This is a genomic window from Streptomyces sp. NPDC055749, assembly GCF_053617235.1.
On record NZ_JBSHFH010000098.1, the window covers coordinates 1 to 13345 of the forward strand.

Annotated in this window: 12 protein-coding genes; 8 read left to right on the plus strand and 4 right to left on the minus strand. The window is 69.9% G+C overall.

Features of this window, described 5'->3' with window-relative positions; translation table 11 throughout:
- Positions 1-395 precede the first annotated feature (395 nt).
- A complete protein-coding gene (phoU, locus tag ACWGO0_RS36455) occupies positions 396-1079 on the minus strand; it encodes a phosphate signaling complex protein PhoU (protein WP_453544664.1) in 684 nt (227 codons plus the stop codon).
- A gap of 201 nt (positions 1080-1280) precedes the next feature.
- Between phoU and ACWGO0_RS36460 the strand changes: the two genes are divergently transcribed.
- Complete coding sequence (locus ACWGO0_RS36460; protein WP_453544666.1) at positions 1281-2543, plus strand: sensor histidine kinase; 1263 nt, start codon at positions 1281-1283, stop codon at positions 2541-2543.
- The gene (locus ACWGO0_RS36465; RefSeq protein ID WP_014047499.1) at positions 2540-3220 is read left to right on the plus strand and encodes a response regulator transcription factor; all 681 of its coding nucleotides are present in this window, start codon (positions 2540-2542) and stop codon (positions 3218-3220) included. The genes ACWGO0_RS36460 and ACWGO0_RS36465 overlap by 4 nt, the downstream gene beginning before the upstream one ends.
- A 182-nt stretch (positions 3221-3402) precedes the next feature.
- Here the strand turns inward: ACWGO0_RS36465 and ACWGO0_RS36470 are convergent, their stop codons facing one another.
- Entirely contained in the window at positions 3403-4068 is a 666-nt protein-coding gene (locus ACWGO0_RS36470) for a DUF461 domain-containing protein (protein WP_453544668.1), read from the minus strand.
- Positions 4069-4737: 669 nt separating this feature from the next.
- Here ACWGO0_RS36470 and ACWGO0_RS36475 point away from each other — a divergent pair.
- The 5 genes from ACWGO0_RS36475 to rlmB all read left to right on the plus strand — a co-directional run bounded on the left by ACWGO0_RS36475 (position 4738) and on the right by rlmB (position 9358).
- Entirely contained in the window at positions 4738-5220 is a 483-nt protein-coding gene (locus tag ACWGO0_RS36475) for a CarD family transcriptional regulator (protein ID WP_006380568.1), read from the plus strand.
- A gap of 286 nt (positions 5221-5506) precedes the next feature.
- A complete protein-coding gene (gene ispD / locus ACWGO0_RS36480; protein WP_453544670.1) occupies positions 5507-6271 on the plus strand; it encodes a 2-C-methyl-D-erythritol 4-phosphate cytidylyltransferase in 765 nt (254 codons plus the stop codon).
- Positions 6261-6836 carry a 2-C-methyl-D-erythritol 2,4-cyclodiphosphate synthase gene (gene ispF, locus ACWGO0_RS36485; RefSeq protein ID WP_453544672.1) on the plus strand — a complete coding sequence of 192 codons (576 nt, stop codon included), beginning with the start codon at positions 6261-6263 and terminating at the stop codon, positions 6834-6836. Before ispD ends, ispF begins: the two co-directional genes overlap by 11 nt.
- Before the next feature lie 58 nt (positions 6837-6894).
- The gene (cysS, locus tag ACWGO0_RS36490) at positions 6895-8295 is read left to right on the plus strand and encodes a cysteine--tRNA ligase (protein ID WP_453544674.1); all 1401 of its coding nucleotides are present in this window, start codon (positions 6895-6897) and stop codon (positions 8293-8295) included.
- A gap of 106 nt (positions 8296-8401) precedes the next feature.
- Positions 8402-9358, plus strand: a complete 957-nt coding sequence (rlmB, locus tag ACWGO0_RS36495) for a 23S rRNA (guanosine(2251)-2'-O)-methyltransferase RlmB (RefSeq protein WP_453544675.1) — start codon at positions 8402-8404, stop codon at positions 9356-9358.
- 29 nt (positions 9359-9387) lie between these two features.
- Here rlmB and ACWGO0_RS36500 read toward each other — a convergent pair whose 3' ends face one another.
- Positions 9388-10020: an NUDIX hydrolase gene (locus ACWGO0_RS36500; protein ID WP_453544677.1), complete on the minus strand. Its 633-nt coding sequence runs from the start codon at positions 10018-10020 to the stop codon at positions 9388-9390.
- A 44-nt stretch (positions 10021-10064) separates the two neighbouring features.
- Positions 10065-11546, minus strand: coding sequence for a hypothetical protein (locus tag ACWGO0_RS36505; RefSeq protein WP_453544679.1), 1482 nt, complete (start codon positions 11544-11546; stop codon positions 10065-10067).
- A gap of 162 nt (positions 11547-11708) precedes the next feature.
- Here ACWGO0_RS36505 and ACWGO0_RS36510 point away from each other — a divergent pair, with 162 nt between their 5' ends.
- Entirely contained in the window at positions 11709-13301 is a 1593-nt protein-coding gene (locus tag ACWGO0_RS36510) for a DoxX family protein (protein WP_453544681.1), read from the plus strand.
- Positions 13302-13345: the final 44 nt, after the last annotated feature.

Below are 13345 nucleotides of genomic sequence, written 5' to 3' on the forward strand. Positions count from 1 at the left end.
GTTCCGCGACGGAGCCTTCCGTCGCGGAACACCACCGCGCACGTCCGTCAGCCGGAGCAGCCACCGCACTGGCACGGGCCGCCCGACTGGCAGCCGCATCCGCAGCCGGACCCGCAGCCGCAGGCGCCGAGCACAGACAGGTGCACCACTTCGGTCGGTGCCTCCGGCTGGGGTTCGTTTACGGGGGAATCGGCCATGCTTCCTCCTCAGGGCGTACGCGCTCACGAGGGCGTACGGACATGGTGTGCCGCCCCCACCCCATTGGATGCCCACTCCCGCGGGCGCATCAACGGCGCACACACGCAGAACACGCGTGCGACCCGCGCACCCGGCAGAGTGCAGGATCCGGACGAGAGGCCCTAGGGCCTGTCCGGCGGATCAGGGCCGGATAGGCCCTAGGCGCCCTCCACCGGACCCGGGGACGCCGCCTGGATGTCGTCGGCGTGCTCGCCCGTGACCAGGTACACGACCCTCTTGGCCACCGACACCGCGTGATCGGCGAAGCGCTCGTAGTAGCGGCCGAGGAGCGTCACGTCGACGGCCGTCTCGATGCCGTGCTTCCAGCGGTCGTCCATCAGGTGCTGGAAGAGCGTGCGGTGCAGCAGGTCCATCTCGTCGTCGTCCTGCTCCAGCTGGAGCGCCAGGTCGACGTCCTTGGTGATGATGACCTCGGCGGCCTTCGCCATCAGGCGCTGCGCAAGCTGCCCCATCTCCAGGATGGTGGCGTGCAGGTCCTGCGGCACCGCCGACTGGGGGAAGCGAAGCCGTGCCAGCTTGGCGACGTGCTGGGCGAGGTCGCCCGAGCGCTCCAGGTCGGCGCTCATCCGCAGGGACGTGACGACGATCCGCAGATCGGTCGCCACGGGCTGCTGGCGCGCGAGGAGCGCGATGGCGCGTGCCTCCAGGTCGTGCTGGAGGTCGTCGACCTTCTGGTCCGCGGCGATGACGGTCTCCGCGAGCTTCAGGTCGGCATCGAGCATGGACGTCGTGGCCCGCCCGATCGCCGAGCCGACGAGCCGGGCCATTTCGACCAGGCCCTCGCCGATCGAATCGAGTTCCTCGTGGTAAGCGTCGCGCATGGAAGTCCCTCTCCAGTTTCCTTACTGAGGCCGGGGTCTCTTGGACCGACCCCCACGCTCCCACGGTGCGGGTGGAACGAGACGGGATCCGACCGCAGAAGTGAACCGATACTTGCCCCTCGGTGAACTCTGGGCGACGAGTGTTCGAGATGGCACTCGTATGGCTGGGAGAGAGTCGGCGCACCCGCATAACCTGGATGCATGGACGTGAACGCGGCGGTCGCCGCAGCTGCCGCGATCGCCGGGTTGTTGACCGGTGTGATCGCGATGCTGGCGTTCCGCTGGAGCGAGCGCGAACAGAACCGGCCCACGCGTACGTCCCTGCGGCCCGACAGCAATGCGGCACTGCCCCCCGGAGTGGACACCGTCCTCTCCGTACTCAGCTCGTCGGCCGTCGTGCTCGACGAGAGCGACAGCGTCGTCAAGGCCAGCTCCGCCGCGTATGCGCTGGGCCTGGTCCGGGGCGGTCGGCTGTCCGTCGAGGCCATGCTCCACATGGCCAGGGACACCCGCAGGGACGGTGAGATACGCCAGGTCGAGCTGGACCTTCCACGGCGCGGTACGGGACGGGGCGACGCGCTCGCTGTCTCGGCCCGGGTCGCACCGCTGGGCTCCCGACTGGTGCTCCTGCTGGTCGAGGACCTCACCGAAGCCCGCCGGATAGAGGCGGTACGACGCGACTTCGTCGCCAACGTCAGCCATGAGCTCAAGACCCCGACCGGCGCGCTCTCGCTGCTCTCCGAGGCCGTCATGGACGCCTCGGACGATCCGGAGGCCGTGGAGCGGTTCGCCGGACGGATGCAGATCGAGGCGACCCGGCTCACTAACCTCGTACAGGAGCTGATCGACCTCTCCCGGGTGCAGAACGACGACCCGCTGGAGGACGCCGAACCGGTCCGGGTGGACGAACTGGTCGCCGAGGCCATCGACCGCTGCCGGCAGCAGGCCGGATCGAAGCAGATCACCATGGCCTCGGGCGGCACCGCGGAGCTCTTCATCTGGGGCAACCGCGGCCAGCTCGCCGCCGCTCTCGGCAATCTCGTCGAGAACGCCGTCAACTACAGTCCCGCCCGCACACGCGTCGGTATCGCCGCCCGCCGCATCGTGGCACCCGGCGGGGATCTGATCGAGATAGCCGTGACCGACCAGGGCATCGGCATCTCCGAGAAGGACCGCGAGCGGGTCTTCGAGCGGTTCTACCGCGTCGACCCTGCCCGGTCGCGGGCCACCGGTGGCACCGGTCTCGGCCTCGCCATCGTCAAGCACGTGGCCGCCTCGCACGGCGGGGAGGTCACTGTCTGGAGCTCCGAGGGTCAGGGCTCCACCTTCACCCTGCGACTGCCCGAATCGGGTGTCGTACGGGAACACACCACCGGCGGACCGCTTATCGTCAACGGCGACGACGAGGCACCGTTCGAGACCGACACCTTTGAACCATTCCCTGCCCCGGAGGCTCTTCCGTGACCCGAGTGCTTGTCGTCGAGGATGAGGAATCCTTCAGCGACGCCCTGTCCTACATGCTTCGTAAGGAAGGCTTCGAGGTCGCCATCGCGGCGACCGGCCCCGATGGGCTCGACGAGTTCGAGCGCAACGGCGCCGACCTCGTCCTGCTCGACCTGATGCTGCCGGGCCTGCCCGGTACCGAGGTCTGCCGCCAGCTGCGCGTCCGGTCCAACGTCCCGGTGATCATGGTCACCGCCAAGGACAGTGAGATCGACAAGGTCGTCGGGCTGGAAATAGGAGCCGACGACTACGTGACCAAGCCCTTCTCCTCGCGGGAGCTGGTCGCCCGCATCCGCGCGGTCCTGCGCCGCCGCGGAGAGCCGGAGGAGGTCACTCCGGCCGCCCTGGAGGCGGGTCCGGTACGGATGGATGTGGACCGCCACGTCGTCACCGTCTCCGGCGGCAAGGTCGACCTCCCGCTGAAGGAGTTTGACCTCCTGGAGATGCTGCTGCGCAACGCGGGCCGCGTCCTGACCCGCATGCAGCTGATCGACCGGGTCTGGGGCGCGGACTACGTCGGCGACACCAAGACCCTCGACGTCCACGTGAAGCGCCTCCGCGCCAAGATCGAGCCCGACCCGGGTGCCCCGCGCTACCTGGTGACGGTCCGCGGTCTCGGCTACAAGTTCGAGCCGTAAACCGGCACCGGGGACGAGGCCGGACGGAGTCCGGCACAGCGTGCCGATGCCCGCGAAGCGGTGCGAGGTGCGCACGCGGGATGGTGCTCGAGCCGTAAACCGGCACGGACTCCGAGAGTCGTACGCGAAGAGGGGCGCCTCCCGGCGGGGAGGCGCCCCTCTTCGCATGCGTTCAGGCCGGGTCAGTGCCCCGCGGCGTGGGACGCGGTCGCCCCGGCCGCCGGGGTGGTCGCGCCGGTCGCCGGCTCCGTCGGCGTGCCGGACGGGGCGCCCGGTGTCTCGGAGACGGTCCCGGAGGGCGTCTGGGAGGCCGTCGGCTTCGGGGCCACGGGCAGTGCGCTCGGGCCGAAGCCCTTGAAGAAGGTCGTCGACGGGACGACGGTGGCACCCAGCTCGATGTCACCGGTCTCGCTGAACTTGAAGACGATCGCCTGGACGTCGCCGTTGCGAGCGGCCTCGTGGCCGTTCGCGATCACGGCGGCGGCGTTGCCCCGTCCGCCCAGCAGGACCGAGCCGCCGGCCGGTACGACGACCGGGCCCTTGCCCTTGGCGGCGTGCAGCTTCACCGGGGCGTCGCTGCCGGGCAGCGTGATGGCCTCCAGGACCTCACTCTTCGTGCCGTTGTTGAACAGCATCGCGGAGACGACTGCCGGACCCGCGGCGCCGTGCTCGGGCTGAGTGATGACGTTCGCGTTCTGGATCTTGATGTTGTCGACGGCAGTGGCTGCGTTGTCCGGCCTGACCTGGAGCGTCTGTGCGTCGTTGCCCGCGCTGCACGCGGACATCGAGGCGATCGAGAACACGATGGCAGTGGCGGCGAGGGCGCCGTGTCGAAGGCTGCGGCTCACGGCGGCGGCAACTCCTTGAACGTTCGGACTGCGGACTTCGGGCATCGGACTCTGCGGACAGGACGGGCGAGCGGTGTAAAGCCGCCCTAAGCGTGTGTCAGCGCGCTCAGGTTACCGAGCCGCCGTCCCCGCTCCGCACCCGACCCGCCCCCTACGGCGCCCGGGCCTGACCGTCACCCGGCCGTCACCCCGGCCGCCGGGCCGGCCGCCGGGCCGGCCGCCGGGCCGGCCGCCGGGCCGGCCGCCGGGCCGCGCTCGCGCCGATTCACCCTCCGTTCGCATAACCGAGGTGATCAATTCCGGGACATGGCGCATTCCGTGCACATAATCCGCACCGCCGCCGACCGTTGATCAATTTCATTGACCATCGACCACTTACGCCCGTACGGGTGATCGATCTCCGAACGGAGTACGGAAAGTTCATCATCTGGAATCCGGCAAAACGGGACGTTCGACACCTTCGGCGCGGGTTCGGGCAGGTGTGACGTGCGTGTTTCACCTCGGGCGCACAGCCGCTCCGACCTGCGAATACCGCCTTCCGGAAGCCTTCCGCAGCACGTTCGTGTTGCTGTTGTCAAGCCCCGAGATATGCCCTGACCTGCGAAAACGCCATTCAGGAGAAGCTGTTCTCGTGTTACTCTGGATAGCCACGGAAGGGGTACCTGTCACATGACGTTCAAGGTTGGCGACACCGTGGTCTATCCCCATCACGGGGCCGCGCTGATCGAGGCAATTGAGACTCGCCAGATCAAAGGCGTGGACAAGACCTACTTGGTGCTCAAGGTCGCCCAGGGTGACTTGACGGTTCGTGTCCCGGCGGACAACGCGGAGTTCGTCGGAGTGCGCGACGTGGTCGGGCAAGAGGGACTGGACCGGGTCTTCGAGGTGCTGCGCGCACCGTACGCCGAAGAGCCGACGAACTGGTCCCGGCGTTACAAGGCAAATCTCGAGAAGCTCGCCTCCGGCGATGTCATCAAGGTCGCGGAAGTTGTTCGCGACCTGTGGCGTCGTGAGCGCGAGCGCGGTCTCTCCGCAGGTGAAAAGCGCATGCTCGCAAAGGCCCGCCAGATTCTGGTGAGCGAGCTCGCTCTCGCGGAGAACACGAACGAGGACAAGGCCGAGGCTCTGCTCGACGAGGTCCTCGCGTCCTGAACCGGATCGCACCGGTCGTAAGAATGTGCCGCGGTGCCCGCTGACCAGCCGTATTTACGCTGTGTCGCCGGGCGCTGCGGCATGTTCGGCTTCAAATGCGATGCCGTTTATCAGCCGTTCTCCACAGCCATTTTCAGCCATGCGCGCGCATTGAGCGGCCGGTGAGGCTTGTCCGACCAGGTGTCACGGAAGGGTCCTGGTCAAGTCAAGCGTCCCGCCCGGCTCGCTGTGGCCATACCCATGTCGGCCGTGGAAACAAACCTGCCGAAGCTTCGGAGTGCAACCGATGTCACCGATGTCACCGACGCCTGACGAATCGCGCCCTCCCCGCACCGCCGCGGTGATCCCCGCAGCCGGCCGCGGCGTACGTCTCGGGCCGGGCGCGCCCAAGGCGCTCCGGGCCCTCAGCGGTACGCCGATGCTGATCCACGCGGTCCGGGCCATGGCGGCGTCGCGCGCCGTCAGCCTGGTCGTCGTGGTCGCACCGCCGGACGGCGCGCCCGAGGTCAAGAACCTCCTGGACGAACACGCCCTGCCCGAGCGCACCGACTATCTGGTCGTGCCCGGCGGCGAGACCCGCCAGGAGTCCGTGAAGCTCGGCCTCGACGCGCTGCCCGACAACATCTCCGTCGTGCTCGTCCACGACGCGGCCCGCCCGCTCGTGCCGGTGGACACCGTGGACGCGGTCGTCGAGGCGGTACGGGACGGGGCGCCCGCCGTCGTACCCGCGCTGCCCCTCGCCGACACCGTCAAGGAGGTCGAGCCGGGGAAGCCGGGTGACCCCGAGCCGGTGCTCGCCACGCCCGTGCGCGCCAGGCTGCGCGCCGTGCAGACGCCGCAGGGCTTCGACCGCGACACGCTAGTCCGTGCGCACGCGACCGTGGCCGTCGGCGGCGAGGGTGCCACCGACGACGCGGGAATGGTGGAACAGCTCGGGGCGCCGGTCGTCGTCGTACCCGGGCACGAAGAGGCATTCAAGGTGACCCGGCCGCTCGACCTGCTGCTGGCCGAGGCGGTTCTCGCACGCCGGAGGGCGAACGATGGTTTCTGACCGGCAGACGGCTCCCCTGATTCAGACGGATCCCCTGATTCAGACAGCTCCCGTGATTCAGGCGGCTCCCGTGATTCCGCTCGTCGGGATCGGGACCGACATCCACGCGTTCGAAGAGGGCCGCGAGCTGTGGTGCGCGGGGCTGCTCTGGGAGGGCGAGGGCCCGGGCCTGGCCGGCCACTCCGACGCGGACGTGGTCGCGCACGCCGCCTGCAACGCGCTGTTCTCGGCCGCCGGTCTCGGCGACCTCGGGCAGCACTTCGGCACGGGGCGCCCCGAATGGTCGGGCGCCTCGGGCATCACGCTGCTCACCGAGTCGGCGCGGATCGTGCGGTCCGCGGGCTTCGAGATCGGCAACGTGGCCGTGCAGGTCGTCGGCGTACGTCCGAAGATCGGCAAGCGGCGCGAGGAGGCGCAGAAGGTGCTGACGGCCGCGGTCGGCGCGCCCGTCTCGCTCTCCGCCGCCACCTCCGACGGGCTCGGCTTCACCGGACGGGGTGACGGGCTCGCCGGGATCGCGACGGCGCTGGTCTACCGGGTACCCGCGAACCCGTCCCGCGATTGAGGACGGAACCCTCGCCCAGGAGGACCGGGCACTGGTGCGGGCCCACTACCCTTGAGGCGTGACTATTCGCCTGCATGACACCAGCGCCCGGAAGATCCGTGATTTCGTTCCGCTCACAGCGGGCTGTGTCTCGATCTACCTCTGTGGCGCGACTGTCCAGGCCGCCCCGCACATCGGGCACATCCGCTCCGGTCTGAACTTCGACATCATGCGCCGCTGGTTCGAGTACCGCGGCTACGACGTCACGTTCGTCCGGAACGTCACCGACATCGACGACAAGATCATCAACAAGTCGGCCGAGCAGGGCCGCCCCTGGTGGTCGATCGGGTACGAGAACGAGCGCGCGTTCAACAACGGCTACGACGCACTCGGCTGCCTCCCGCCCACGTACGAACCGCGCGCCACCGGCCACATCACCGAGATGGTCGAGATGATGCGCGGTCTCATCGAGCGCGGTCACGCCTACGAGGCCGACGGCAACGTGTACTTCGACGTGCGCTCGTTCCCCGGCTATCTGGAGCTCTCCAACCAGGACCTCGACGATCTGCGCCAGCCCTCGGGCGACGGCGAGACCGGCAAGCGGGACCAGCGCGACTTCGCCATGTGGAAGGCCGTGAAGCCGGGCGAGCCGAGCTGGGAGAGCCCGTGGGGCCGGGGCAGGCCCGGCTGGCACCTGGAGTGCTCCGCCATGGTGCACAAGTACCTCGGTACCGCCTTCGACATCCACGGCGGCGGCATCGACCTGATCTTCCCGCACCACGAGAACGAGATCGCCCAGGCCAAGGCGTACGGCGACGAGTTCGCGAACTACTGGGTGCACAACGGCTGGGTCACCATGTCCGGCGAGAAGATGTCGAAGTCGCTCGGCAACTCCGTGCTGGTCAGCGAGATGCTGAAGGCGTGGCGCCCCATCGTGCTGCGGTACTACCTCGGCACCCCGCACTACCGGTCGATGATCGAGTACAGCGAGGAGGCACTGCGCGAGGCGGAGTCCGCGTTCGCGCGGATCGAGGGCTTCGTGCAGCGCGTCACCGAGAAGGCGGGGGAGACGGTGGAGCCCGCCGCCGAGGTGCCGCCCGCGTTCGCCGAGGCGATGGACGACGACCTGGGCGTCCCGCAGGCGCTCGCGATCGTCCACACCACGGTCCGCCAGGGCAACTCCGCCCTCGCCGCCGACGACAAGGAAGCCGCTGTCGCCCGCCTCGCCGAGGTGCGTGCGATGCTCGGCGTCCTCGGCCTCGACCCGCTCGACCCGCACTGGGTGGGCGAGAGCGACCGCGGCGAGGATCTGCACGGGGTCGTCGACACGCTCGTACGTCTCGTTCTGGACCAGCGCCAGTCGGCACGCGACCGCAAGGACTGGGCCGCCGCCGACGCGATCCGCGACCAGCTCAACCAGTCGGGTCTCGTCATCGAGGACAGCCCCAGCGGTCCCCGATGGACCCTGGGACCGCGCTAGCAAGCCTCTCCGCACCGGTCTGACCGGCGCGAATGTGCCGCCCGGGGTTCCGGGCGGCACACTTTCACTTGTAGACATATTTCTGAAGCAACGAAACAGGTAGGTCATGGCCGGGAACAGCCAGCGCAGAAACCGCCGCACGTCCAACAAGAAGGGCATGCAGGTCGGCAGCGGTGGCCAGCGACGCCGTGGTCTCGAGGGCAAGGGACCGACGCCGCCCGCCGAGGACCGTAAGAAGCACAAGAAGAACCGCATCGCGACGGCCAAGGCCAAGCATGCCGCCAGCCGCCGCCCGGCTCCCCGCCGCGGTGGCGTCAAGGGCACGTCCGAGATGGTCGTCGGCCGCAACCCGGTCTTCGAGGCGCTGCGCGACGGCGTCCCCGCGACCACGCTCTACGTCCAGCAGTACATCGACAACGACGAGCGGGTGCGCGAGGCGCTCCAGCTCGCCGGTGCGCGCGGCAACATCAACCTGATGGAGGCCCCGCGCCCCGAGCTCGACCGGATGACGAACGGCCTGAACCACCAGGGCCTCGTCCTCCAGGTCCCGCCGTACGAGTACGCGCACCCGGAGGACCTCACCAAGGCCGCGTACGAGAACGGCGAGGACCCGCTGATCGTCGCCCTCGACGGGGTCACCGACCCGCGCAACCTCGGTGCGATCGTCCGTTCCGTGTCCGCGTTCGGCGGCCACGGCGTGGTCGTGCCCGAGCGTCGCGCGGCCGGTATGACGGCCGGTGCATGGAAGTCCTCCGCCGGTACGGCGGCCCGTACGCCGGTCTCCCGTGTCACCAACCTGACGCGGGCCCTGGAGGGCTACCAGAAGGCCGGGATCGCGGTCGTGGGCCTGGCGGCCGACGGTGAGCACACGGTCGAGGACCTGGAGGCCCTGGCGGGTCCGGTCGTCATCGTGATCGGCAGCGAGGGCAAGGGTCTGGGCCGGCTCGTCGGCGAGACCTGTGACTACCGGGTGCGGATCTCGATGCCGGGCGGCGCCGAGTCGCTGAACGCCGGTGTCGCAGCGGGCATCGTGCTGTACGAGGTGGCGCGCCGCCGCGCGTAGGTCTCCGGGGCAGGCCGGGTGGGGCACCTTCAGGGCGCCCCGCCCGCCACCCCCGCCAGCCGTGCCCGCGTCAGTACGACGATCGTGTACGCGTCGGTGATCCGGCCGTCGCCCACCATCGCCTCCGCCTCCGCGAACGGCACGGTGAGGCACCGGCGGATGCCCTCCGCCCTGTCCAGCGGGCCCGTCCCGCTGATCCGCGCGGCGAACAGCGCCACGCGATCCCCTGTCGTACCGGTGTCCGGATGCACGGCGCCGAGCGGAATCATCTCGTCCGGCACGGCGCCGATCTCCTCCAGGAGCTCCTTCGCCGCGTTCTCCTCGTCGGACAGCCCGGCCGTACCGGCGCCGCGCGGCACCTCCCAGTGCCACGAACGCGTCGCGTGCCGGAAGTGCTCGATGAGCACCACGTCACCGGCCAGCAGCGGCAGGATCACGCAGCCCTGCTCCCGGGTCGGCGTCAGCGAGCGGATGTACGTGCCCTCCGATCCGTCCGGGAAGCGCACGGGATCGCGTACGAGCAGGATGTACGGGTCCTCGTGGAGCACGCCGCCCGCCGCCGAGACCGCCGCCGGGTCGGTCAGGATCTCGATGCCGCCGGGCTCGTTGCGGAAGAGGTCGGGGCGCTCCGCGCGCAACTGCTCGTACCGGTCGGTGCTCATGTGTCGCTCACGCTCCCCTGGAACCTGCTGGAACCCGCCACCGCTCACGCGAACGGCGACTGCTGATCGGCCTGGCGCCTGGGCGGCTCCGTACCCGTCTCCTCGACCCGGCCCCCGTACGCCTTGAGGATCTTCGCCCAGTCCCTTTTGACACTGCCCAGTTGCAGCGAGGGCAATGTCAGGGAGTGTCCGAGTCCGCTGCGGGCCCCTCTGCCGCTCCGGTCGAAGAACTCCAGCCGCATGGTGAGCGCCCCGGCGAACGCCGTCGCCATCTGGAGCGATCCGGCCAGCAGCGAGACCTCTTCGCCGGCCGTCACCTGAAGGGCGATGCCGGTGGACTCCAGGACCAGCGCCACCTTCATCTCGCGCTGGAAGCCCTGCCCGCCGCCGCTCACCTTGCGCGCCGCCCGCAGCATGCCGCGGTGCAGCCGGGCGACGTCCGCCGTGCCCGAGCGGAACTCCTCGGGCGTGGGCATGCGGCCGTCGCGGAAGCTGCCGAGGACGAACGAGTCCAGGGAGTTCACATAGGCGTGCCACTCCTCCGTGGTGCGCAGCCGCGTCACGTCCGCGAGCGACAGCGATCCGTAGGAGTTGGGCCCGTCCACCGCGCGGTGCAGGGCGTCCGCGAACAGGTCCCGCAGCAGGAGGCCGATCTCCTCCGGGTTGCTCTCCTGCGGGCGTACGTCGTCGCGCAGTTCCTGGAGCGTCGACCTGGGCGGCGAGCCCGGCGGGGTCAGCGCGGTGATCCGGCTCGCCTTCGGGACTCCCAGGTTGTACAGCAGGTCGATCAGCTGCTTGGCGGGCACGACGTGCTTGCCCTCGCGCAGCAGCCCTTCCCGTACCTCCGTGCCGGGCCTGGTCAGGAACTCGCGGTACACGGCCTCACGCGTGATGGTCGAGTACAGGTCCTGCCGGACGGCCCATACGGCGATGTCGGTGAGGATGCCCTCCTTCATGGCGCGGGCCTGCTTGACCGAGATGTTCAACTGCTTGCCCAGTGGGACTTCGCGGAGCCGCTGGAGCATGGGCAGATGGCTGGAGAAGAACTGGCTGACCTGCGCCGTCGCCTCGCGGTTGGCTTCGTCGTCCCAGTCGAAGCGGACCAGCGCCGGTTCCGCCTCGTCGGCGAGCAGCCGCGCCCAGGCGCGGTGGACCTGCTCGTCGTACGTCCAGGCGAACCGTGCGGCCGGATCGCGTTCCGCGTACAGGAAGGGGACGAGCGCCTGTTCGTTCAGCAGCTTTATGAACGCCTGGCGTTCGGACGGTTCGGCGTCGGGGAGGTAGTTGGCGGAGACGGCCTCGTTGTTGAGGAAGTACGCCCGATTGACCACCAGCGTGCCGCTGTTCACCAGGGCGCGGCGCAGTTCGGCTGCGGAGGCCGCCACATCGTCGGGGGAGCGGCCGGGCGGGGCGTTGAGCCGCTGCCGGGCCAGGCTGAGATCTCCGGGCAGCCACTGGTTGTCCAGGGCCTGCGCCATTACCGGGTACCGCGTGAGGTCCTTGAAGGTGAGCAACTGTCCGGTCATGCGTCCCTGCCCGTAGTGGATAACTAGCCTGCCCGCCAGGGCTAGTTGACGCCCTGGCATTGGACAAAGGTTCCCAGGGAGCGGAGATTGGCCGGATCTTGACGGGTCTCGGACACTTCGGGCGCGTCAAGGCAGTGTCCTAAACACACATCACTCGGTTAGATGAGTGTGGACACCAGAACGCCTCGGTTCGACGAACAACCCGCCCTGAGCATGACCAAGGTGGACTGCGACCCCGCGCAGGTCATCGTCAACCACGCCAGCTTCCGGGTGCAGCTCGCCCCGGGCCAGCGTGCACGGCTGCTCGGTGGCGCCGCCGCGGACACGGCCCGGATTCCCGCCATGAGCGGTGCCGCGGGCCGTCGCAGGAGGGCGCCCGTCGTCTGGAGCGGCAGGTCCGAGCCGGGCGATCCCGGTGCCGGCGGACTCCTCCAGGCCGTGCGGAACTCCACCGCCGGCCGTCTCGAAGGAGGGCTCGGCGCAGAGCTCTCCGACGGGCGCGCCGCGGGCGGTACGCAGGTCATCCCGCGTATCGAGGAGACGCAGCCCAACCCCGTACTCATCGCGCCACAGCCCGAACGCGGCGGCGGCGGGCCCCTGTTGCCCCCGATGCGGCAGGCGGTCGGTGCGTACGACCCGGTCGAGACCGGCCCGGACGACGCGTACGACGAGGAGTACGAGGACAGCCGGACCGCCGAGGACCGGCGCCACGGCAACGACCCTGTCCGGCACGCCTATTACCCGGGCCGCCGCATGAACCTCGGCGTCGTCCTGCTCCCGATGCGGGTCTTCCTCGGCTTCATCACCATCTACGCGGGCATGGGCAAGCTCTGCGACCCCGTCTACTTCGACGGCGGCGACCGGGGCTCCATGGTCAAGTGGCTGACCTCGCTGCACCCCTGGGCCCTCGCGGAACCGCTCCGCGACTTCGCCCTCTCCCACCCCGTCGGCGCCGGACTCACCGTCGCCTTCCTCCAGGTCGTCGTCGGCGTACTGACCGTTTTCGGCCTCTGGCAGCGGGTCGCCGCCTCGGTCGGGGCGCTGCTCTCCGCGGCCCTCCTGGTCACGGTCAGCTGGCGCACCGTCGCCGTCTACGACGCGCCAGACATCATCTACCTGGCCGCCTGGAGTCCGCTGATCATCGCGGGCGCACCGGTCTACTCCGTCGACGGACGTCTCGCAGGAGAGGCGTGGCGCAAGCTCGGCCCGCGTGCCTCGATCTGGGACCTGCGTGGTCGTGTCCTGCGCCGCGGCACGGTCGTCGCCACCGTGGTCGTCGGCCTGACCCTGCTGGTCGGCTCCCTGCTGGGCGGCGCGGTCCGCTCCACCGAGGTCGTGACCGTGCCGGGTCCGCACGACTACCCGACGAACCAGCTCCCCGGTTCCCCGCTCCCCCAGGAGTCCACCGGCAAGCGCCAGGCGTCACGCACCCCGGACGAGCGCCGGCCGGAGCCGTCCAGCTCCAGCGCCTCCACGACGCCTTCCGCCGAGCAGTCCACGCCCGGCGCGGGCACGGTCCGCGAGTCCGGACAGGCCGCGGGTACGGGGCAGCCCAGCCAGACGCAGGGCGCCACCCAGCAGCAGGCGCCGCCCGCGCAGCAGACCACTCCGCAGGAGGCGCCTCCGACGACCAGCACCGGACCGACGTCCTCCGGCTCCAGCGGCACCGGGGACTCCACCGGTGGCACGGACGGCGGCGGCAGCACCGGCGGCGGCGGCGGAGGCCGGAACCCGATCGGCGGCCTTCTCGGCTGAGACACCTGAACAACAGGAGGGGCGGTCACCGGACATCCGGTGAC

Excerpts from the sequence above, each read along its gene's own strand:
- phoU (WP_453544664.1), bottom strand. The coding sequence starts at position 1,079 with ATGCGCGACGCTTACCACGAGGAACTCGATTCGATCGGCGAGGGCCTG.
- ACWGO0_RS36460 (WP_453544666.1), top strand. The coding sequence starts at position 1,281 with ATGGACGTGAACGCGGCGGTCGCCGCAGCTGCCGCGATCGCCGGGTTG.
- ACWGO0_RS36475 (WP_006380568.1), top strand. The coding sequence starts at position 4,738 with ATGACGTTCAAGGTTGGCGACACCGTGGTCTATCCCCATCACGGGGCC.
- ispD (WP_453544670.1), top strand. The coding sequence starts at position 5,507 with ATGTCACCGATGTCACCGACGCCTGACGAATCGCGCCCTCCCCGCACC.
- ispF (WP_453544672.1), top strand. The coding sequence starts at position 6,261 with ATGGTTTCTGACCGGCAGACGGCTCCCCTGATTCAGACGGATCCCCTG.
- rlmB (WP_453544675.1), top strand. The coding sequence starts at position 8,402 with ATGGCCGGGAACAGCCAGCGCAGAAACCGCCGCACGTCCAACAAGAAG.
- ACWGO0_RS36500 (WP_453544677.1), bottom strand. The coding sequence starts at position 10,020 with ATGAGCACCGACCGGTACGAGCAGTTGCGCGCGGAGCGCCCCGACCTC.
- ACWGO0_RS36505 (WP_453544679.1), bottom strand. The coding sequence starts at position 11,546 with ATGACCGGACAGTTGCTCACCTTCAAGGACCTCACGCGGTACCCGGTA.
- ACWGO0_RS36510 (WP_453544681.1), top strand. The coding sequence starts at position 11,709 with ATGAGTGTGGACACCAGAACGCCTCGGTTCGACGAACAACCCGCCCTG.